The following is a 22,517-nucleotide window of genomic DNA, read 5'->3' on the forward strand; positions in this document are numbered from 1 at the left end:
TATTTAGAAAGGGGTTTTTGTTATGGCCGATAAAGCGAACATTCGCGTTTCAATACACGAGCAATGGGAAGCAGATGGATTGTTCATTGATGGAGAATATTATTTGCCTTATCAAATGATCGAACAAGCATTTAATACAGAAAAAACATTTTGGAGTCGAGAACGACTGCTCGACATCCGTCTAACGAACGGAAAAATACGAACGATTGCTCCTTATGAAACGAGAGGGAACTACTTTCGATACGACTTAAGCCGGGTTGAAAATTGGGCAGTAACCTTTGATGAAACGGGTATACCGACAACGAGTCACGGTAGTAAACCGGTGTACAATCCTTCAACAATCTCATTGTACGGACTACAAAATTACAGTTTGTATTTACTGAACAACGCCAAAGAATACCGCGAGAGATTCTTACTCGTTGCCAACTGGCTCGTCGACCGTCAAGATGAGCTTGGAGGGTGGCCGTATACATTTGACCATCCTTTTCTTCCTCATCGCGTCTCTACCCTTCGTGACCCGTGGTATTCTGCAATTGGTCTAGGGATGGCATTGTCCGTGTTAAGCCGAGCAACACTTCTGACAAATGATAAACGGTTTTTAGACGCAGCCGTGCGCGTCGTTCCATTCTTTCAAAAAACCGTTGCTGAAGGCGGTGTGCGCGCTCAGTTTGAGGAAACGTATGACTTTTATGAAGAGTGCCCCACAACGCCATCAAGTTTTATTTTAAATGGGTTCATGTTCTCTTTAATTGGGCTTTATGATTTGCATACCGCTTCCAATCAAGAAGACGCTCATCACCTGTTTCAGTCGGGAATGCGTACACTCAAACGTATGCTATCACTTTATGATCTAGGAAACCGTACCGCTTACGATTTGACCCACTATACCACCGCATCAGGAGCGCCAAACATTGCAAAGTGGGGGTATCACATTACCCATATTCATCTACTAGAAGCACTCAATTCTATCCATCAAGACGATGAATTCGAAACCACACTTCACCGTTGGAAAGGTTACTTGCAAGGAAAGAGCGGGGGCGTGTAGGTTCATCAAGTGGTGTTTACGTAACCGGCTTTCTCGACGCTGGTTACGTAACTATCATCGTAATTTATAAAAAATTAAAATAAATTGTAGAATTTTAGGAGGTGTTATGCCAAAAAAACAGAACCATGTTAATAGGTCAAAAGAATTATCGGAGGATTCGATGTTCGTTGCTCATTATCGAGAAACAGATAAAAAAGATCAGTGCGTACGAGATCATTTAATGGAAACAAAGGGTTTAGCAGAAGCTCATGGGGCGAAGTTACACATGAAATACATGGCTGGTTTAGCCGGACTGCTTCATGATTTAGGGAAGTATAGTGATGACTTTCAACTTTATTTATATCAAGCGGTTTTTGAACCTGAGAAATCAATTTTGCAAAGAGGGGACGTTGATCATGCAACCGCAGGTGGAAAACTCCTTTATGAGAAATATTACCAAAAAGAAAGCTCATCTCACGAAAAGTTGCTTGTAGAAATTGTTGGAAATGCCATTATTTCTCATCATGGTAATCTTCATGATTACGTTACGCCTGAATATGAATCCCAATTTTTAAAACGCATTACAAAAGAAACGTTACCTCAGTACGAACAAGTTAAACAACGTTTCTATGAAGAAGTGATGAGCGAGATTGAGTTTGAGGCTTATGTGGTAAAAGCTGTAGAAGAACTTGAGCAACTTGGCGTATATGCGATTGACGGAAGCTTTTTTATTACGAAGTTTGTTTTTAGTTGCTTGGTCGATGCGGACCGGACGAACACAAGGGAATTTGAACTAGGTGTTTCTTCAACGATAACTACAGATGTAAATCCAGAGTTTAATCGCTATTACTATACGTTGATGCAATATCTTGAATCGCTCAAACATAAAGACAATGGGGATGAGCCCATTAATGTACTTAGAAGAGAAATGTCCGATCAGTGTGATGAGTACGCGAGGAAACCTTCTGGAATCTTTACACTATCCATTCCTACCGGTGGCGGGAAAACACTCGCAAGCCTTCGTTATGCGTTGAAACATGCTATGCAATTTAAAAAAGATCGAATCATTTACATCGTCCCTTACACGACGATTATTGAACAAAATGCTCAGGAAGTTCGAGACCGTCTTGATGCGACAGACGATCTATTAGAATACCATTCAAACCTTATTGATGAATCCGTATGGGATGCAGGTGACCGTGGCGATGAATTTGAAGACGGGCACTTAACAAAAAAACAGAAGCTTAAACTCTCTGCCGAAGATTTCTCAGCGTCGATTATCTTTACGACCATGGTCCAGTTTTTAAATGTGTTCTATGCGAAAGGAAATCGAAATACGAGGCGATTACACAATTTTAGCAACTCAATTATTATTTTTGATGAAGTTCAAAGGGTCCCTTTACATTGCTTGTCATTATTTAATGAAGCAGTTAATTTTCTGCATCAAAAAGCCAATTCTAGCATTTTACTTTGCACGGCGACCCAACCGACTTTGGGAGACATTGCATATAAACTGATGAAAAATGAAAATGATGAAATCATAAATAATTCACCAGCGATTGAAGAATCTTTTAAACGCGTTAATGTAGTGGATAAGACTAAACAGCAAATGAATAACGAATCACTCGTAGTGTGGATAAGGGAAAGCATTAAAGATTGGGGTAGTACTTTAATCATTCTTAATACTAAGCGCGTAGTTAAGGAATTATATGGAAAGTTAAAAAGTGAAAACATTCAAGTCTTTCATCTAAGTACATCAATGTGTCCAGCACATCGTAAAGATCAGTTAGAAGAAATAAAGAAAATGCTCGAATATAATACTCCGTTTGTATGTGTTACAACAGCTCTGATAGAAGCGGGCGTGGATGTAGATTTCAAGTGTGTTATTCGATCTCTTACAGGCTTAGACTCTATTGCTCAAGCAGCAGGTCGTTGTAATAGAAATGGAAATGATGATAGTAGAGATGTTTTTGTTATTGACCATTCGGAAGAAGAGTTAGACAAGTTAATCGATGTCAAAGTTGGTAAGGCGATTTCTAAACGAATGATAAGGTATTATATTAAGCGACCATCATGTTATCAGCATAATTTGTTTGGGGAAATAGCAATGAGAGAATTTTTTGAGAAATTTTATGAAGAAAGAAAAGGGGTTTTTAACTACACTATAAAAAAGTATGAATTAACAATGACGAGCATTACAATTAATACCGATTTAAATGGGTTTATTAATGAATATAATTTAAATAATATAGAGAGCTTTCCGTTAATCCAGAAAAGTAGCATGACTACAGCTGCTAAAAATTTTGAAGCAATTAATCAAAAAACAATTTCAATCATAGTTCCGTATGGAAATGAAAGTGCTGGTGGTAAAGGAATTATAGCTGATTTAGGAGGCAGTAAAAAAATTGATGAATTGGCAATTACATTAAAGCGATCGCAACAATACTCAATCAATGTTTCGGAATATGAATTAAAAATTTTGAAAAATGGAAATGCAATTATACCTCATCTTAACGAAGCATTCTTTGAATTACGTGAGAATTGGTACAGTGATGAGTATGGTCTTGACTTGAAAGGTGATGGGGAGTTGAGAGAATTAATGTACTAACCTCAACTACCCACAAAACAAAAACTTTAAAATTAGTCATATTAATTCTTATTTCAATCCACGTACCAATAAGGTACGAAATAATGATGTGACATTAATATGTTTTGCCATAAAAATTAAGAACTAAATGTATTTACAAGTTCAAGAATTAATATGATTAATTTAATGAAAGTAATCGGCACAAATATTCTATTTACACATTAGATGTATTGAGAACAACAAAATGGAGGTTGATTATTGAATAAAGGTATTAAGCATACTTTAGGCAAAATTACACTGGGATTGCTGATTAAAGTAGTGGGAGAGTCAATTTGGCGCTTTATCAAGTTTTAATCTAACCAACGCCTTTATTATTTAAAAGGCGTTGGAATAAGAGGTGAGTTATGAAAAATCAAATAGAATTTGAAGTTTACGGTGACTATGCGCTTTTTACTGATCCACTTACAAAAATTGGAGGGGAAAAGTTGTCCTATAGCGTTCCCACATATGAAGCACTCAAAGGGATATGCATGTCCATTTATTGGAAACCAACGATCATTTATTATATTGATGAAGTTCGAGTCATGAATGTAATTGAAATGGAGTCAAAAGGGATTCGCCCTGTTGATTACACAGAAGATAACGATTTGGTTAGCTACACATATTTGAAAGGGGTTCGGTATCAAGTAAAAGCACATTTTAAATTTAACTACAATCGACCTGAGTTAGAATATGATCGCAATGAGGGAAAACATTTTAATATACTACAACGTTCATTAAAAGCTGGGGGAAGAAGAGATATTTTTCTAGGTACTCGCGAATGTCAAGGGTATGTTGAACCATGCAAGTTTGGAAGTGGGGCAGGCAGTTATGATAAAAGTGGCATTCACAAATTAGGGACTATGGTGCATGGTTTTAATTATCCCGATGAAACAGGTAGGAATCAATTAGAAGTCAGACTATGGCAAGTTGATATGATAAATGGTCGCATTAAATTTGATAAACCTCATGAATGTAAATTAATAAGGACCATAAAAGATATGGAAGCAAAAAAATTTGGAAATGAGAATATGACGTCAGTAGAGAAATTGTCAAAACAAATTGGAGGTGAATAATTAACAATGAATTGGATAGATAATTTGTATGATACTTACAACAGGAATATAAAGCAGGTCGGGGTGTGGGAAGAAAAGAAAGATGGAACTGAATTTACTTTATTGCCGATTGCACATACTGCGCAACAAGCACATATTGAGGTAACTATAGATGATGAGGGGGATTTTCTAGAAGCGAGTGTGATTGGAAAAGTTAGTACTGTTCTTCCTTGTACTGAGAAATCTTTAAATCGTACTAGCAATGTAGAGCCGCATCCTTTACATGACAAGCTGATGTATGTAGCGGGTGATTTTCAAAAGTATGGAGGTCAAAATAGAGGGAAAGGTAAAACTCCGCATGAAATATATATTGATAATTTGAAAAAGTGGTCTCTTTCTAAAAGTTCGACGATGCAAGTTAAAAATATATACGAATATCTGAAAAAAGGCAGACTCATCGAAGATTTAATCGACGAGAACGTACTGCATGTAGATCAGAATAACCTTTTAATCAATAAGTGGAATAAAGATTATGAAGATATACTTGGTAAAAAGCCTAAAGTATTCGAATATGTAAATGAGCAACATTCAGTGTTTATAAGGTTTAACATAATGTCTCCTAAATTAAATAGTCCAGTATGGAAAGATAAGAAGATGTATGAGTCCTTTAATACATTTTACAATGATCAACTTGGTGAAAAAGGAGTTTGTTATGTTAATGGAAACGAAACTAATCTAAGTAATATACACCCAGCTGTAGTCCGATATCCTGGTGATAGCGGGAAATTAATTTCAGGAACAAACATTGGTTTTAGAGGAAGGTTTAAACATAAAAATGAAGCTGTCGGTGTTGGATATGATGTTTCTCAGAAAGCGCATAATGCATTAAAGTGGCTTATTCAAAAACAAAGTAGAAGATTTAAAGAGCGAGTGGTCATAATTTGGGGAAGTAATGATGAACCATTACCTGCGCCGAATGATGGTACAGATGTAATTCAAGCAACTAGTCAACAAGAGGTGAAGGAAACTAAAGCAGAAACCGGTGGGCATATCGCTAATAAGTTGTTTAAAGCTTTTGCTGGATATATCAATAATCTTAACCCTGAAAGTGAAGTTAGTATCCTAATATTAGATTCTGCTACTCAAGGTAGAGTAGCAATAGTATATTACAGGAATATAAACCAAAAGCTTTATTTAGACAATCTAATATACTGGCATAAAACATGTGCATGGAGACACATATATTTAGACGAACATAAGAAAGAGAAAGCTTTTTGGGGTGTTCCTACTACGGAAGATATTGCTTATGCCGCTTATGGACCTAGAGTACATGACAAGGTGGTTAAAGGTTTCATAGAAAGAGTACTTCCTTGCATTGTTGATAAGAAGCCAATCCCAATAGATATTGTAAGAAGTACGTATAACCGAGCGATAAATCCAATTGCACTTAACTCAAAGGCAAGTAAATCTTATGAATGGGAAAAATTATTTAGTATTAGCTGTGCATTAATACGAAAAAATTATTGGGATCGAGGGGAGTTTTGGGATGTGGCACTAAACAAAGAGACAACAGATCGAAGTTATTTATTTGGTCGCTTATTAGCAATTGCGGATTTTTTTGAACGTGGTGAATTAGAAGCGAATCGTGCAACAAATGCCATGAGATATATGAATACTTTTGTAAACAACCCCACGCGGACTTGGTCAACAATTGAACAATCGCTACAACCTTACTACGTGAGAAAAGGTGCTACAATTCGTTTTCATCTAGAAAGAATAGAAGAAGTAATGAAGAATTTTGAGCTTAAAGATTTCAATAATGAACCTTTATCTGATCTATTTTCACTTGGCTTTTATAGTCAACGTCACGAACTTTATAACCAAATCAAGAAGGGGGATACAAATTGAAAAATTTAGATAAGAAAATAGACTTTGCAGTAGTAATTTCAGTAGAAAAGGCAAACCCGAATGGTGATCCATTAAATGGAAATCGACCGCGTCAAAATTATGAGGGGTATGGTGAAATTTCTGATGTAGCTATAAAAAGAAAAATAAGAAATCGTTTGCAGGACATGGGACAACCAGTATTCGTTCAATCAGATGACCGTAAAGATGATGGATTTAAAAGTTTAAAAGCAAGAGCTGAATCTGATGAAAATTTAGCTAAAATGTTAAAAGATAATAAAGCATCTGTTGATCAGTTCTCAATAATCGCTTGTGAAAATTGGATGGATGTAAGAAGTTTTGGCCAAGTGTTTGCCTTTAGTAGTTCTAAAATATCAGTAGGGGTACGTGGACCGGTGTCGATACACCCAGCTATAAGCATCGATCCAGTCAATATCGTAAGCACACAAATCACCAAAAGTGTGAATTCTGTCACTGGTGACAAAAAAAGCTCAGACACAATGGGGATGAAACACCGTGTTGACTTCGGAGTGTACCTGTTCAAAGGAAGCATTAACACTCAACTTGCAGAAAAGACTGGATTTACCTATGAAGACGCTGAAAAAATAAAACAAGCGCTCGTCACACTGTTTGAAAACGATACGTCTTCGGCTCGTCCTGATGGTAGCATGGAAGTTCATAACGTCTACTGGTGGGAACATTCATCAGCACTCGGACAATATTCTTCTGCGAAAGTGCACCGTTCTCTACAAATCAAAGCGAAGACCGAAACACCAACGGCTTTCGATGAAGACAATTACGCTGTTGAGTTACATGAATTGGAAGGGCTCACTCCAGAAGTGTTACATGGACAATAACGTTGAAGACTATTTAATGCTATAAGGTTTGCAACATTTTCAATTTTGCAAACGTCAATGGGCGCTCATTCATATTGAACAACAGTGGGAAGAGAATGTGAAAACAATTGAAGGCAAACACCTTCACAAAAAAGCAGATCAACCGTTTGTAAAAGAAAAACGTGGAGAAAAAGTGATTGTTCGGGGAATGCCCATTCAATCTCATACTTTACAATTGAACGGTATTTGTGATGTGGTTGAGTTTCATAGCGACTCAAATGGAGTGTTCATTCATCAACTAGATGGATTGTATAAGCCAGTGCCGTTTGAATACAAACAATGTCGTGGGGACTTGTCCCTTATGCTCAAGCGCTATTATTAGCAAGACACATTCGAGGAGATTTAGATGAATATCCAACATTTCTTTGGAAGTAGGTGACCTATGCTCGATTTGATCACATACGATGTGAAAACTTCAAGTACAGATGGCCCAAAACAGTTAAGAAAAGTATCAAAGGCATGCCAAAATTACGGACAGCGAGTGCAAAATTCGGTCTTTGAATGTGTACTCGATACAGCACAACTAAAAGCGCTAACCTACAAGCTAGAAGAGATTATCAATGTAGATGAGGATAGCTTGCGCATCTATCGCTTAGGCAAAAACTATAAATCAAAAGTAGAACACATCGGAGCAAAACCATCAATTAATATTGAAGAACCGCTCATCTTTTAACTAGTGCGAACCCTAAGCGAACATAAAATCCCTAGGTGACCCGCCCCAGTATTTCGATCAATTGTGTGAAAGTGTGTGATTGGATTTGGTCTAATACGGGGATTTTGCTAATTTGTATAAGCAAAAACTTTAGGTTTAGGCGGAATTTGACTTTTTTACGGCAAATTCCGCTATCGCACTCCGTGTGAGTGCGGGGATTGAAATGTTTCATTTTATAATGATCAACTTGGTGATGAAATCGCACTCCATGTGAGTGCGTGGATTGAAATGAACTACTCCATTCTTTCGTAGTTATTATGGTTGGCCCCACTCTTCGAATAAATACGCAGATCGGGGTGCCAACACCTCCAATGTCCCTCACTGTCCCACTTACTAAACCTTATATGTACGTCTATAAGTGAAGGTATCACACGAGTAGTAGCTAATCGAACAACCTTTTCCATATCAATGCGGAGATGTCATTTGGATAGGAACTTACCCCACTTTTCCGCATTCTATATGTTTTTTGTTGCTGCTAATGGCAATGAGATAAGCAAATTCGAAGTTTAATCTTTTTTAATAAGGGAAAAATGTGTACTAAGATAACAACAATTGTAGGAGGGCGCAGTGATGAGTAAGAAAAGTATTTTTCTAACATCTTCAGTAGCTGCTTTGGCTGCTGGTGCAACATATTTAGTACGTAACCCTGAGAAAAGAAAAGAATGGGCGGACCGTGCGAAATCTGGATATAATAAGATGGTCGGATCAGCAGCGAATAAAAGCTCAGACATTCCACTAGAGCAAAGAATTGGGAATCCCGACCCAATGGATATTAATGACAATGAAATGGTCGCAGAAGGGTCGACGTACTCGGTTGACTATTACAACAAAGAGCACGAAGACCAACCTAAACCTCACTAAATAAAGGGATGAAAAGCAAGGAAGGATTTACCTTCCTTGCTTAATTTAGGTTCAATAAGGTATACTTCAACGGAATGTTTCTCATCATTTGATTACATAATAGCTTGAGGTGTCTGTACGTGATCACAAGACGAACGACGATAATTTCAGAATTGCAACGAATTGGAATTATTATTTTCGGGGCAGCTACTGCGGCTTTTGGCCTGAATTTCTTTTTGATTCCAGCAGACGTATTTGCTAGCGGCCTGACAGGGGTAGCACAGTTTGTTAATGCGCTCATCCCGATATCTACAGGTGTATTGTTACTCGTATTGAATATCCCGGTTGCGATCCTTGGTTGGATAAAGGTCGGCCGTTTGTTCACGTTTTATAGTTTTTTGCATGTTGCGTTAACGTCTTTCTTTTTGGAGATCATCCCAGTTCAAGGGCTGACTGGAGATATTATGCTCAATGCTGTGTTTGGCGGTATTATCGTCGCTATCGGTACGTCGTTGCCACTTCGGTTTGGTGCTTCTGCTGGTGGGTTGGATATTATTGCACTCGTATTGGCGAGAATGAGTGATCGCCCAGTTGGGGCATATTTCTTCATGTTGAACGCATTGATTGTTGTGTCTGCAGGGTTTGCATTCGATTGGGAACAAGCACTCTTCACGCTCGTTTCAATATATGCATCGTCTAGAATTATTGATATGGTTCACACAAGACATGTAAAGTGTACAGCGTTAATTATTACGAAAAAAGCGGACATTTTACGTGAGCGTATTCATGAGCATTTGACGCGAGGGATTACGCGAATGCCTGCAAAAGGTGGATTTGATGCTTCTGAAAAAGAAGTACTCATGATTGTTATTACAAGGTATGAGCTCTATACGTTACGACAGATCACCGAAGAAGCTGACCCTGAAGCATTTACGAATATTGTTCCGACAACTGAAATCTTAGGTTCATTCCGAAAAGATGACTAGGAGGCGGGTGTATGAACTTTAGCGTAGTGGTGGATAACGAAGCAGCCGGTAGTGTTGTTCGAGCAACGCTCTTAAATGATACGAAGGACGCGTTGCACCTTTATTTTCCAACGAGTCAGCGATTGTCCGTTCGGCTTTATGATTCGGCGGACGACAACGCGTTGGTGTATGTGTCTGAGCGGGAGTGGATGTACATGCAAGTTGTGGAGGATGTGTACGTTGCTTCTGGCGAAGAGGTTGTATATGAAGAAAAAATTCCAAACCGGTTATTATCTGCCGGACATTCCTATCAAGGAGTCGTGAAATTGACTGCCAAAAAAATGAACGGGACATCTGTTTCAGAGAAGGTACAGCAACCGGTTACATTTACACGCCAAGCGTAAATACGCTTGGCTTTTGTTTGTCAAAATTGGAAACCGTATCGCTTGGAAACAACATCATAGAAGCCGAGGGAGTTGTACAATTTTTTGGTTGCGATGTTGTTAACACCTGTTTCTAATTCGATCCCTTTTAATCCATGTTGCTCAGCCCAATGAATGACGGCCAATAACAGCTTTTTGGCAATACCTTTATTACGATGACCTTCGTGTACGTATAAATCATTCAGCCAAATGTACTTGCCACCTTTACGCAAACTGAATTGCGTATTTAAGTAGGCTGCACCAATCATTTTTCCATCCTCTTCAGCGATAAAGAGTTCAGCGTTCGTGTGAGGGGACTGTGTCTGTAGTAAAATATCGTACATGTTCTGGTAAGCATCGTCTCCACCGATGGATTCCATTTGCCCCATTAACAAATCGGCAGCTTGATGAATTGTTTCGTTATCATGATGTTCTTCAAGTTTATAAATGTTCATGACACCCCTCCTCAAAATACCCATTGCATTGAAATGTTTTCCCAGGGAATACTTCAATTATGATAGCATAGGTATGATCATTTAGAAACGAATCGGTTTTCCCACAAAAATGTAACATCTTGTTCAAAACAGTAGGAATGACTTGTGATAAGATTGTGAGAGAAACCTCAAAGGTAATGGAGGGGTATGATGGGTGAAGTGTTTGAAGTGCTGTCATTCAGAGCTTTATGGACGCCTGAATTAATTGCAGTGCTTCTTATTATAGGGGCATTATATTTTTTACTTACGAGACGTTGGCGTACTCGTTTTACGAGTGCAGGCAAGCAAACCTTTAAGCAAGATTTAATGTTTGTGACAGGACTTGTTTGTTTGTACTTAGGATGGGGGAGCCCACTTTACAGTGTAGGACACATGATGGTTTCCATCCATATGATTCAAATGGTTTTCGCGTACTTTTTGGCCGTACCTTTATTTATTCTGGCACTACCAAAATGGCTTCTTGCCGGCGTTTACAATTGGTTGGACAAGAAGGTACAACCTTTGCGTATGTTAATTTTTCATCCAATTATTGGACTCATCTTTTTTAATGCACTTTTTTCGATCTATCACATACCGGTAGTGTTTGACTTTTTAATGTTACGCCCGGGTGTTCACAGCGTATACGAGATGGTCATGTTCGTTGCTGCAATTATGATGTGGTGGCACATGCTTGCGCCACTGCCGAGTAAACAATACTTGCACGACTTTCGAAGAATTATTTACATCTTTGGAAATGGGATACTCATTACACCTGCGTGTGCATTAATTATTTTCTCTGGTACGGCACTTTATGATACCTATACTGATATGAGTTTTTGGGCACAAGTGATGGCGTACTGTATTCCAGGTGGGGCGGCTGTTCCTGCATCGATGTTTGGTGGCCCAGGGGTTCTAGGTGGACTTGACGCATACAGTGATCAGCAACTTGGCGGTGTTGCCATGAAAGTTGGACAAGAGCTCGTGTACGGGACAACGATCGGTTTTGTCTTCAAACAATGGCTGCAAAAAGAAAGCCATCAAGATGGCGAGTTAACGATTAGTGATATTCCGTCACACATTAAGACCGGGGAGCGCTAGGAGGAATCGGACTTTGAAACAACAGATCATAAAAACAGCGAGTATATTCATGCTGGCTGTTGTACTTAGCGGTTGTGGTTGGTTATATGACACTGGAGGGGCATCTTCAGAAAATGGTCAGGATACGTCGGACCTCGACTTGGAGATGATTGAGTTTACAGCGGTTAACCAATTTGAAGAAGAAGTAACCGAGGCAGATATGGAAGGTGAGTACTCCGTTGTGAACATGGCCTTTACTCGCTGTCCTTCGGTATGTACAATGCTTACACCAAATATGGGTATGGTCCAAGACGGTATTGAAGAAGAAGGTATTGATGCGTCGTTGTATACCTTTACAGTAGACCCTGAATTTGACAGTCCAGAACGTTTGGAACATTACGGTGAAGCATATGCTGCGAACTTCGACGTTTGGCAGTTTTTGACCGGATATGAATTAGAAGACATCCAGCAAATTGCAAACGAGACATTTAATTCAGTCGTACAACCAGCTGAAGACGATATTATGCATACGACGTATTTCTTCATCGTCGACCCAAACAATCAAGTGATTCGTTTTTACGATGGGTTAGCAGACGATGTTTCACCCATTGTAGAGGATTTAAAAGAACTCACAAACGAATAGTATTCGAATAAGATAACAGTTTCTTGGGCCACATAACTTCGGTTATGTGGCCCGATTTTTTTGTGAATGTAAAAAGTTAGGCAGTGGTGGTAAGAGAAGTGAGTGTTGTCTAGTCGCCAAGCCCATACGTATACCGAGAAGAGTCAATCGTCGTTGCCTCTTTATGCGCACAATCATACTCTCCTCACCTAGTGGATAGAGTCTGAGTACGCCAGTTGCTCCGGCTTTTTTGTTCATAGAATTCGTAAGAAAATCAGTCAATGGAACTGATAAAAATACACTTGAATTAATTTTTATCCAAGTTTATAATGAACATACACATTGTATAAATATAAATAGAGGTGAGAAATTATGAAAGTGGCGATCGTCGGTGCAACAGGATATGGAGGGATTGAGCTTGTTCGAATACTCCGGCAGCACCGTCGGGTCGAAGAGCTTTCCGTCTATTCCTCATCTTATGCAGGGACTTCGTTTGGAGCGTTTTACCCGCATATTCAAGACATTTATCGAGGCATATTGAAGAGTGTTGAAACAAAACAGTTAGCAGATGATTATGACATCGTTTTCGTCTCAGCCCCACCAGGTGTGGCGGCAGAATTGATGGAAGGTCTGCTAGATGGTAACGCGCGCGTCATTGATTTATCTGGAGATTTCAGGATTCAAGACCGTTCAGTATACGAAGCTTGGTACGAGCGCAACGCTGCGAAACAGTCATTCATCCAAGAAGCAGCTTACGGGTTGAGTGAGTGGAATAGAGAAAAAATTGAAAATGCAAGACTGATTGCAAACCCAGGTTGTTATCCGACAGCAATCTTGAATGGTTTAGCACCGTTAGTGAAAGAAAACGTACTTGATATGAGTTCGATCATCATTGATGCAAAATCAGGCACGACTGGAGCGGGTAAGAACCCGAGCGCCATGACACATTTCTCGGAAATGAATGAGTCATTGAAAATATACAAAGTGAATGAGCATAAACATACACCAGAAATTGAACAAGTACTATCGGAATGGAATCCAGCTGCACAACCTGTCACGTTCACCCCTCATCTTGTACCGATGACAAGAGGGATCATGGCGACAATGTATGCAACGTGCCAGTCATTATCAAAGGAAGACATTCTCGCAATCTATGAAAAATATTATAAATCCAAACCGTTCGTGCGAATTCGTAAAGACGGCTTTCCTTCGACGAAAGAAGTGCATTCGAGTAATTTTAATGATATTTCCTTCTCGTTTGATGCACGGACAAACCGAATGACAATCGTTTCGGTGATTGACAATCTCATGAAAGGGGCGGCAGGGCAAGCCGTTCAGAACATGAACATTATGCAAAAGTATGATGAAGAAGAAGGGCTCTTCATGTTACCTGTGTTTCCATAAAAGGAGTGTATAAAAATGGGAGAAACAAGTTTCGTAACTGATCAAGTATGGTCAAAGATTCCGGACGGCAGCATCACAACGCCGAAAGGATTTAAAGCAACAGGTATTCATACGAAAGTGAAGAGAAAGCGAAAAGATTTAGGCATCATCTACTGTGAACAACCGGTGCCAGCGGCGGCCGTCTATACACTGAACCAAATTCAAGCTGCACCCATCGCGTTGACGAAGCAAGTGCTCGAAGATGGCGGGCATGTGCAGGCGGTTGTCGTGAACAGTGGGCACGCAAATGCGTGCACCGGTCATGCAGGATTGGTGGACGCCTACACCGTTCAGGAAAAAGCAGCGGACGTATTCAACATGCAAGCAGACAACGTCGCGGTTGCGTCAACAGGACTTATCGGTGAGCGTATGAAACTAGAGAAGATTCTTCCTGGATTGGAGCAACTCGTCCCAACGGAAAGTAAAGAAGAGGCGTCGAGCTTTGCAGAATCCATTTTGACAACCGACACAGGAACTAAAGAAGTGTGTGTGCAAGTGCCCATCGATGGGAAGGTCGTAACGATTGCTGGTGTGGCAAAAGGATCAGGGATGATTCATCCGAATATGGCGACGATGCTCGGTTTTGTAACGACTGACGCTCATATTGAGCACGACGTTTTGCAACAAACACTTTCTAAAGTGACCGACCAAACGTACAATCGCATAACCGTTGATGGTGATACATCGACGAATGATATGGTGCTCACGATGGCTAGTGGGGAAGCAAACAATCAATCGTTAACACCGGATCATCCGGATTGGGACGCTTTCCTTCGTGCATTTACGCATGTGAACGAAGAACTTTCAAAAATGATTGCGAAAGACGGTGAAGGAGCGACTAAATTAATTGAAGTCGTTGTGAATGGCGCGCCAACAAATGAATGTGCGGGTAAAGTTGCGAAGCAGATTGTCGGAAGTGATCTCGTAAAAACAGCTGTTTACGGGGCAGATGCCAATTGGGGAAGAATTATTTGTGCGATCGGGTATGCAGGTGTTCCGATTAATCCGGATACGATTGATATTGGAATTGGCCCATGTCAAACGCTCCTCCAAAGTGAGCCTGTCCCATTTGATGAAGAAGAGATCAGTGTTTACTTACAAAACGATACGATCCAAATTAAGATCGATCTTCATGTAGGTGAGGGCTACGGTAAGGCTTGGGGCTGCGATCTTACGTATGATTATGTTCGAATTAATGCGGGGTATCGCACATGAGAAAACGATACATTGTTGTGAAGTGTGGGGGGTCAACAATTAATGAGCTAACCCCACTGTTTTATGATCGTTTAAAACGCTATCAACAAGAAGGAAATCATCTCGTTGTTGTGCACGGTGGTGGCAGCGATGTGAACGATATGCTTGACATTATGAATGTGGAATCGACGTTTGTCGGTGGTTTACGACGTACCACACCAGAAGTGCTTGCTGTAGCGGACATGGTCTTTAACGGAAAAGTAAACCCAAAAGTGTGCTCGGCATTGCAACAAGCAGGAGTAAAAACAGTCGGATTATCAGGGTGTGATGGACCGATGATTCAAGCCAAGTTGTTAGATGAGAACACATTAGGGCTTGTTGGTGAAGCGGTTGAGGTGAACACAGATCTTCTAGACCAACTGACGACCCGGGGATTAACGCCTGTCATATCTCCAATTGTTTCCGGGCCAAAGGGCAGTCGGCTGAATATGAACGCGGACACAGCCGCCGCTCATTATGCGTCGTCACTCGGTGCGAGGGAAGTAATCTTTGTTACGAATGTACCGGGCATTATGAAAGAAGGAGCAGTTCTTCCTACAGTGAGTGAGGAAGAAGTGCAAGCCTTTATTGACGATGGAACGATTTATGGCGGAATGATCCCAAAAGTCCAAGCGGCGATTGCCTCACTTACGGGAGCTGTACAAAAGGTAACGATTATTAACGCAGACGGAACCGGACAAGGAACATCCATTCACAAGTCCGTCGTTCCGATAGTTTAAAGGGAATGGGAGATAAACATGCAAACGACTGAAACCAATCATCTATTTCCAACATATAAAAGATGGGACCTCACGTGGAATCGAGCGGACGGAAGTAAAATTTATGCAAATGACCAAGTTTTTCTCGACTTCATGACCGGAATCGGAACCGTCAATATGGGGCATGGACATCCCGCAATTATTGGGGCTGTGGAAGAACAGTTACACGCGGGCTGGCATGCTTCCAATATGTTTCATTATAAATCTCAACAACGAGCGGCCGATACGTTAAGTCAATTGTCCGGCTTACACAATGTTTTTTTTACAAATAGTGGTGCGGAATCAAATGAAGCTGCCATTAAATTAGCAAGAAAAGCAACTGGGAGAAGTGAAATCGTTTCTTTTCACCAGTCTTTTCATGGAAGAACCTATGCAAGCATGACCGCCACCGGGCAGGAAAAAGTACGAGAAGGTTATGATCCGCTACCTGAAGGCTTCACGTACGCAACGTTCAACGATGCCAATGAACTCGAACAGATTGTGTCAAGCGAAACCGCAGCCATTCTTTTGGAAGTGGTTCAAGGAGAAGGCGGCGTCAATATTGGTTCAGCTTCATTTTTGCAAGCGGTAGAAAACATTGCAAAAAAGAATGGAGCACTCGTCATTATTGATGAAGTCCAGACAGGGATCGGGAGAACGGGGTACCCTTTTGCATTTCAACAATATGGCATGAATCCAGATATTATTACTTCAGCAAAAGGTCTCGGAAATGGATTTCCTGTCGGCGCTATGATTGGCCGGAAAGGGCTGGAGGTTTATTTTGGCGCAGGTAGTCACGGAACCACTTTTGGCGGCAATCCACTCGCAATGTCTGCGGTTAACGCAACATTGTCATTGCTCAATGATCAACTGTTAACAGCAGTTATAGAGAAGGGGAAACTGGTGCAAACCTTCTTGGAAACCGCCCAACAACACTTGCAGGTCATAAAAGAGGTGCGGGTGAGCGGGTTAATGATCGGTCTGGAGCTCGACTGTGATGCAGGCATGATCGTCGAAAAGTTGCAAGACGAAGGGATTCTTACCCTCGTTGCAGGGAAAAACGTGTTGCGGTTGTTACCTGCACTTACGATCGACCCACAAGAACTTAAGCAAGGACTACAAATGATTACTCACGTGTTGAAAGAAGTGTCAAGGTAAAGGAGATGGAGACAATGAAAGGGTATATCGTATTAGAAAACGGCGATGTGTTCACAGGAGAAATGGCTGGTCAACAAAGAGAGGTGTATGGAGAAGCGGTATTTTTCACAGGAATGACCGGTTATCAAGAGGTCGTCACCGACCCTTCATACCGGGGACAAATTGTTGTTTTCACATACCCACTCATTGGGAATTACGGAATGCAAGATTACACCGATCAAAGTAATGAATGGCAACCAAAAGCAATCATTGTCGGGGAATGCTCCCCGGTTGGGCATCATCACCTGTCCTATTCATCTCTAACAGACGTGGCAGATCAAAATGATGTTCCAATTCTTACAGGCGTCGATACCCGTGCAATTGTAAAAACGATTCGTAGTGAAGGAGCAATGGGGGCGGTCATTACGACAAACCCGGACGTTGTTGACTGGTCGAACTATTCGTCTATTGAGAGCGTCTCGTATGTTCCGGACGTTTCCACGAAATCAATTGAACAATACGGCGGTGGAAGCCTTCATATTGGGTTGTATGATTTTGGTCATAAAAATGCGATGGTCAAAGAGTTATCTGCTTTTGGAGCGAAAGTGACTGTTTTGCCATATGATACCCCGTTCGATACGGTAAAATCGATGCAGTTCGACGGCGTGTTGTTCTCAAATGGCCCAGGAGATCCGAAACAATTGCTGGAGCACTTGGATACGTATAAACAAGTGGCCATTCATCACCCAACATTTGCGATTTGTTTAGGTCATCAGCTTATGGCGCTAGCCTTTGGTGCAGATACGAAGAAATTGAAATTTGGTCATCGAGGAGCGAATCAGCCCGTCATCGATTTACAAACAGGCAAAGTAGATATGACCGCTCAAAACCATGGGTTTGTCGTAGATGAACAATCCATTGACCAGTCTTCTCTTGTTGTTACACATGAGAATGTGAATGACCAATCCATCGAAGGTTTGAAACATCATGAGTTGCCGATTATGACCGTGCAATATCATCCAGAAGCGAGTCCAGGACCGAAAGATAGTCACCCGTTATTCCATAGATTTTTCCAAATGATTCAAACAGAGAAAGAAGTGACCCTCTATGCCTAAAAAAACACACCTTAGAAAAATTCTCGTCTTAGGGTCAGGTCCGATTGTGATTGGCCAGGCGGCTGAGTTTGATTATGCCGGTACACAAGCTTGTCTAGCCCTGAAAGAAGAAGGGTGCGAAGTGGTGCTACTGAACAACAACCCAGCGACAATTATGACCGATGAGCGATGTGCAGATGTTGTCTATTTTGAACCACTTACGCTCGAAACATTGAAGGACATTATTATTAAAGAGCGTCCTGACGGCATTTTGGCAACGGTAGGAGGGCAGACCGGATTGAATTTGGCGCTCTCGGCGCATGAAGCAGGAATTTTTGCCAAATACAACGTTGAAATGCTCGGTACGCCGATGGCTTCTGTACAACAAGGTGAAGATCGTGAGCAGTTCCGCTCACTCATGTACGACATCGGTGAACCGGTACCAGATAGCACGATTGTCTCGACAGTAGAGGAGGCAGTCGCCTTTGCCGAAGGTGCTGGGTATCCGATCATCGTTCGTCCTGCCTATACGCTTGGCGGTGGTGGCGGTGGTCAGGCGTACAATGAAAATGAGCTCAGAACAATCGCTAGTGGAGGGTTAGAAGCAAGCCCAATTCGTCAATGTTTAATTGAACAAAGCATTGCTGGTTTTAAAGAGGTCGAGTACGAAGTGATGCGCGATGCAAACGATACGTGCATTACGGTGTGCAACATGGAGAACATTGACCCCGTAGGTATTCATACCGGTGACTCCATCGTCGTTGCCCCGTCCCAAACGCTTAGCGACCACGATTACCAGATGCTTCGCTCATCTTCACTAAAAGTCATTCGTGCATTAGGCATTGTCGGTGGTTGCAACATTCAATTTGCCCTTGATCCGAATAGTAATCAGTATTACTTAATTGAAGTCAATCCTCGTGTGAGTCGGTCATCAGCACTTGCCTCGAAAGCGACGGGCTACCCAATCGCAAGAATTGCAGCGAAACTAGGCATGGGTTACCACTTGCATGAGTTAAAAAATCCAGTGACGAAACATACGTACGCCAGTTTCGAACCTGCCCTTGACTATGTGATTGTGAAGTTCCCTCGGTGGCCGTTTGATAAATTTCATGATGCTGAGCGCGTGCTAGGTACGCAAATGAAAGCGACAGGAGAAGTTATGGCGATTGAACGGAGCTTGGAAGCCGCTTTGCAAAAAGGGGTCCGTTCGCTAGAGATTCGTGTTGATGGTTTGAAGTTACACGGTGTTAGTCATATGGATACTGCTCAGCTTTATGATCTTGTCGAGCGCGCCGATGATCGCCGATTCTTTTATGTGTTGGAACTTTTGAGAAGGGGAGTATCTGCTGCTCAATTGCAAAAGATGACAGGCATTGATTCGTTTTTCCTCGATCATTTCATCTACCTCATCGAAATAGAGCAACAAGCAGAGAGTGCTTCATTAGAGACGGTGAGTAGAGAGTCGCTTCGTACGTTTAAGTCGGCAGGGTTCCAAGATGTGTGGCTTGCAAAAGCGATGAACACGACAGCGGAGGCTATTAAAGAGAAACGGACGAAACTCGGCATTATCCCGAGTTTTCATCAGGTGGATACGTGCGCAGGAGAGTTTCTTGCTGAGACACCTTATTTCTACTCTACGTGGGGTACGAAGGGGGATGCAAGCGACGCTAGTGCACCTTCTGTCTTAATTGTAGGGTCAGGACCTATCCGAATTGGTCAAGGCATTGAGTTTGATTATTGCTCTGTCAATGCAGCACATGCTCTCAAAAAGCTCGGGTACGAAACGATTATGATTAATAACAATCCTGAGACGGTAAGCACAGACTATGAAACAGCGGATAAATTGTATTTTGAGCCACTCGCCGCTGAGGATGTGATTCATGTTGCCGAGCGAGAAGATGTGAAAGGCGTCCTGTTGCAACTTGGCGGTCAAACGGGTGTGAAATTAACGGAGGCGTTGGAAGCTTCTGGAGTGCCGTTATTCGGAGCGTCGTTTGATGTTATTGATCAGTTGGAGGACCGTTCCCGTTTCTATGAACTTCTTCAGTCTTTAAATATTCCTCATATTCCCGGCACGACGGGGATGGATGAAGAAGATACAATCCGAAAAGCCGAACAGATTGGTTATCCGGTATTGCTGCGCCCTTCCTATGTCATCGGTGGTGAGGGGATGAGTATTTGTACCTCACAAAAAGAATTGGTTGCGTATTTGCAAGACGAAGGACGGGTCGTACAATATCCAATACTAATTGATCGCTATATGGCAGGCAAAGAACTCGAAGTGGATGTGGTGACTGACGGAGTTCAGCACTTCATACCAGGAATCTTTGAACATGTGGAACGAGCAGGCGTACACTCAGGTGATTCAATTGCTGTAACACCCCCATTTTCTTTGCGTACAAAGACGAAAGAACTTACGAGTGTTTATGCGAAAAGAATTGCTAATCATCTAGGGTTTGTTGGACTGTTTAATATCCAATTCGTTGATGTTGATGGACAGCTTTATGTGATTGAAATTAACCCACGAGCATCTAGAACGGTACCGATCTTTGCAAAAATTACCGGAGTCGACCTCGTTGACCGCGCAGTGCAATTACTAATGGGAGAATCTTGGCAATCGGTATTTGGTGACGTGAACGGACAGCTCGAGGACATGGACTTTTACTCTGTGAAAGCACCTGTATTCTCAAATGAAAAGCTTGCGGGAGTAGATCCTTTATTAGGAGCAGAAATGAAATCAACGGGTGAATTATTAAGTTTCGGTAAAACGATACAAGAGGCGATGACACAAGCTTTTGCTTGGAAAGATGGTCAAATTCCTAAAGTTTATGAACAACGAGGCAGTGTTTATTGTCAAGTTGGAGAAGATCAACGACATCAATGTGAGGAAGCGGTCCATCGTCTAAAACAAAAAGGGTTTTCCATTATTGACAGTAGCCAAACCGACATTAGTTTCTCCAAATGGGCACAGCAAACGGATGCACTTCTCTATATAAGTGTGCCTAGTGTTGGCACGAAAGAATTTCACGAAGAACGGGAGCACGCAAAAAAGAATCGGATCGATATTCTTTCATCTCCGGATACACTAGATGCATTTGTAAATGCAATGTCCGCCCAGCATGAAAGTGTACCGCTCTCGATTTGGCAGGGAAAACAATCACAAAAGGTGGGGCTGTAGATGCAACAAACAAAAACGAACATCACCGGCAAAGATGTGCTCACATGGAAAGACTTCACAACCGAGGAAATTGAACAACTTCTCGAACAAGCGAATCTGCTTAAAAAGAAACTAAAAAACAATGAATCTCACGAATGGTTAAAAGGGAAATCACTCGGGATGATCTTTCAAAATGCTTCGACCCGTACACGCGTATCTTTTGAAGTTGGAATGACGCAATTAGGAGGGCACGCACTTTTTCTAAGCGGCGAAGATTTGCAAATTGGCCGTGGTGAGCCGGTTGAAGATACAGCGAGAGCAATGTCACGCTATGTGGATGCCATCATGATTCGTGCCAATGATCATGGGATGGTCCAAAAGCTAGCAGAGATGAGTGATGTTCCCGTTATTAACGCATTAACGGACCTTTATCACCCGTGCCAAGCGCTTGCTGATGCACTCACGATACAAGAACAGTTTGGCCGTTTAAAGGGGCTAAACATTACGTATGTAGGAGATGGGAACAACGTTGCCCACTCTCTCATGATCATTGCTGCAAAACTAGGCATGAACATGACGATGGCTACACCACAAGATTACGAAGGAGATGCTGACGTTTGGGACGCGGCGCAAAAACAGGCCGAGCAAACAGGCGCAACGATCCGACATGTCGTCGATCCTGAACGAGCCGTTTCGGATGCGCACATCATCTATACGGACGTGTGGACGAGTATGGGTGCAGAGAAAGAGCAACAATCAAGGCTAAAAATCTTTGAAAAGTATCAAGTCAATGATCAGCTCATGGCGAAGGCCCAACCAGGTGCGATCTTTATGCATTGCTTGCCAGCGCATCGAGGCGAAGAGGTGACCGCTTCGGTTCTTGAAGGCAAGCAGTCCGTCGTGTTTGATCAAGCTGAAAACCGTTTGCACGTTCAAAAGGCCATTCTGACTAGTGTAATGGAAGTACCGGCCACATAACTGTATAGCGTGACCGGTAAACGACCCCTGATGTTCGTGTGAAATGAGCGTTCGGGGCGTTTTTTTGTGTTGATCTTTACGAGTTGGCGTGGCTCTATGT

The 22,517-nt window shown here is 41.6% G+C and carries 19 protein-coding genes and 1 pseudogene; 19 read left to right on the top strand and 1 reads right to left on the bottom strand.

What is annotated here, in order from left to right:
* The first annotated feature begins 22 nt into the window (after positions 1 to 22).
* The 10 genes and pseudogenes from ACE1TF_RS00810 (at position 23) to ACE1TF_RS00855 (ending at position 10,427) form a co-directional block, all read left to right on the top strand.
* Positions 23 to 1,045 carry a D-glucuronyl C5-epimerase family protein gene (locus ACE1TF_RS00810; protein WP_375013512.1) on the top strand — a complete coding sequence of 341 codons (1,023 nt, stop codon included), beginning with the start codon at positions 23 to 25 and terminating at the stop codon, positions 1,043 to 1,045.
* A 106-nt stretch (positions 1,046 to 1,151) separates the two neighbouring features.
* A complete protein-coding gene (cas3, locus tag ACE1TF_RS00815; protein WP_375013514.1) occupies positions 1,152 to 3,632 on the top strand; it encodes a CRISPR-associated helicase Cas3' in 2,481 nt (826 codons plus the stop codon).
* Between the two features lie 383 nt (positions 3,633 to 4,015).
* Positions 4,016 to 4,726, top strand: a complete 711-nt coding sequence (cas5c, locus tag ACE1TF_RS00820) for a type I-C CRISPR-associated protein Cas5c (RefSeq protein ID WP_375013516.1) — start codon at positions 4,016 to 4,018, stop codon at positions 4,724 to 4,726.
* 6 nt (positions 4,727 to 4,732) lie between these two features.
* Entirely contained in the window at positions 4,733 to 6,613 is a 1,881-nt protein-coding gene (gene cas8c / locus ACE1TF_RS00825) for a type I-C CRISPR-associated protein Cas8c/Csd1 (RefSeq protein WP_375013518.1), read from the top strand.
* Entirely contained in the window at positions 6,610 to 7,467 is an 858-nt protein-coding gene (gene cas7c / locus ACE1TF_RS00830) for a type I-C CRISPR-associated protein Cas7/Csd2 (RefSeq protein ID WP_042403726.1), read from the top strand. Before cas8c ends, cas7c begins: the two co-directional genes overlap by 4 nt.
* Positions 7,468 to 7,495: 28 nt before the next feature.
* Positions 7,496 to 7,786: pseudogene (locus tag ACE1TF_RS00835) on the top strand (CRISPR-associated protein Cas4); the annotation flags it as partial.
* 102 nt (positions 7,787 to 7,888) lie between these two features.
* Positions 7,889 to 8,179 carry a CRISPR-associated endonuclease Cas2 gene (cas2, locus tag ACE1TF_RS00840; RefSeq protein WP_042403728.1) on the top strand — a complete coding sequence of 97 codons (291 nt, stop codon included), beginning with the start codon at positions 7,889 to 7,891 and terminating at the stop codon, positions 8,177 to 8,179.
* 609 nt (positions 8,180 to 8,788) lie between these two features.
* Positions 8,789 to 9,079 (top strand): hypothetical protein, encoded by a 291-nt coding sequence (locus ACE1TF_RS00845; protein WP_052364072.1) that lies wholly within the window; start codon positions 8,789 to 8,791, stop codon positions 9,077 to 9,079.
* Between the two features lie 119 nt (positions 9,080 to 9,198).
* Entirely contained in the window at positions 9,199 to 10,044 is an 846-nt protein-coding gene (locus ACE1TF_RS00850; RefSeq protein ID WP_081829432.1) for a YitT family protein, read from the top strand.
* A gap of 11 nt (positions 10,045 to 10,055) precedes the next feature.
* Positions 10,056 to 10,427, top strand: coding sequence for a BsuPI-related putative proteinase inhibitor (locus ACE1TF_RS00855; protein WP_375013521.1), 372 nt, complete (start codon positions 10,056 to 10,058; stop codon positions 10,425 to 10,427).
* A 20-nt stretch (positions 10,428 to 10,447) separates the two neighbouring features.
* On the opposite strand, the gene ACE1TF_RS00860 is transcribed toward ACE1TF_RS00855, so the two are convergent.
* A complete protein-coding gene (locus tag ACE1TF_RS00860) occupies positions 10,448 to 10,900 on the bottom strand; it encodes a GNAT family N-acetyltransferase (RefSeq protein ID WP_042403732.1) in 453 nt (150 codons plus the stop codon).
* 189 nt (positions 10,901 to 11,089) lie between these two features.
* Here ACE1TF_RS00860 and ctaG point away from each other — a divergent pair, with 189 nt between their 5' ends.
* From ctaG to argF, 9 genes are all read left to right on the top strand, one after another.
* Positions 11,090 to 12,016: a cytochrome c oxidase assembly factor CtaG gene (gene ctaG / locus ACE1TF_RS00865; protein WP_375013524.1), complete on the top strand. Its 927-nt coding sequence runs from the start codon at positions 11,090 to 11,092 to the stop codon at positions 12,014 to 12,016.
* 13 nt (positions 12,017 to 12,029) lie between these two features.
* On the top strand, positions 12,030 to 12,638 hold the full coding sequence (locus ACE1TF_RS00870; protein ID WP_375013526.1) for an SCO family protein: 609 nt from the start codon (positions 12,030 to 12,032) through the stop codon (positions 12,636 to 12,638).
* A gap of 351 nt (positions 12,639 to 12,989) precedes the next feature.
* On the top strand, positions 12,990 to 14,021 hold the full coding sequence (gene argC, locus ACE1TF_RS00875; RefSeq protein ID WP_375013528.1) for an N-acetyl-gamma-glutamyl-phosphate reductase: 1,032 nt from the start codon (positions 12,990 to 12,992) through the stop codon (positions 14,019 to 14,021).
* A 15-nt stretch (positions 14,022 to 14,036) separates the two neighbouring features.
* A complete protein-coding gene (argJ, locus tag ACE1TF_RS00880) occupies positions 14,037 to 15,275 on the top strand; it encodes a bifunctional ornithine acetyltransferase/N-acetylglutamate synthase (protein ID WP_375013530.1) in 1,239 nt (412 codons plus the stop codon).
* Positions 15,272 to 16,033, top strand: coding sequence for an acetylglutamate kinase (gene argB, locus ACE1TF_RS00885; RefSeq protein WP_042403734.1), 762 nt, complete (start codon positions 15,272 to 15,274; stop codon positions 16,031 to 16,033). Before argJ ends, argB begins: the two co-directional genes overlap by 4 nt.
* Positions 16,034 to 16,051: 18 nt before the next feature.
* Positions 16,052 to 17,209 carry an acetylornithine transaminase gene (locus ACE1TF_RS00890; protein WP_375013532.1) on the top strand — a complete coding sequence of 386 codons (1,158 nt, stop codon included), beginning with the start codon at positions 16,052 to 16,054 and terminating at the stop codon, positions 17,207 to 17,209.
* A 14-nt stretch (positions 17,210 to 17,223) separates the two neighbouring features.
* Positions 17,224 to 18,303: a carbamoyl phosphate synthase small subunit gene (locus ACE1TF_RS00895; RefSeq protein WP_375013534.1), complete on the top strand. Its 1,080-nt coding sequence runs from the start codon at positions 17,224 to 17,226 to the stop codon at positions 18,301 to 18,303.
* Positions 18,296 to 21,460 carry a carbamoyl-phosphate synthase (glutamine-hydrolyzing) large subunit gene (locus ACE1TF_RS00900; protein WP_375013536.1) on the top strand — a complete coding sequence of 1,055 codons (3,165 nt, stop codon included), beginning with the start codon at positions 18,296 to 18,298 and terminating at the stop codon, positions 21,458 to 21,460. Before ACE1TF_RS00895 ends, ACE1TF_RS00900 begins: the two co-directional genes overlap by 8 nt.
* Positions 21,461 to 22,417: an ornithine carbamoyltransferase gene (gene argF / locus ACE1TF_RS00905; RefSeq protein ID WP_375013538.1), complete on the top strand. Its 957-nt coding sequence runs from the start codon at positions 21,461 to 21,463 to the stop codon at positions 22,415 to 22,417.
* The last annotated feature ends 100 nt before the right edge of the window (positions 22,418 to 22,517 follow it).

The organism is Geomicrobium sp. JSM 1781026 (assembly GCF_041949955.1).
Classification (GTDB): Bacteria; Bacillota; Bacilli; order Bacillales; family Marinococcaceae; genus Geomicrobium_A.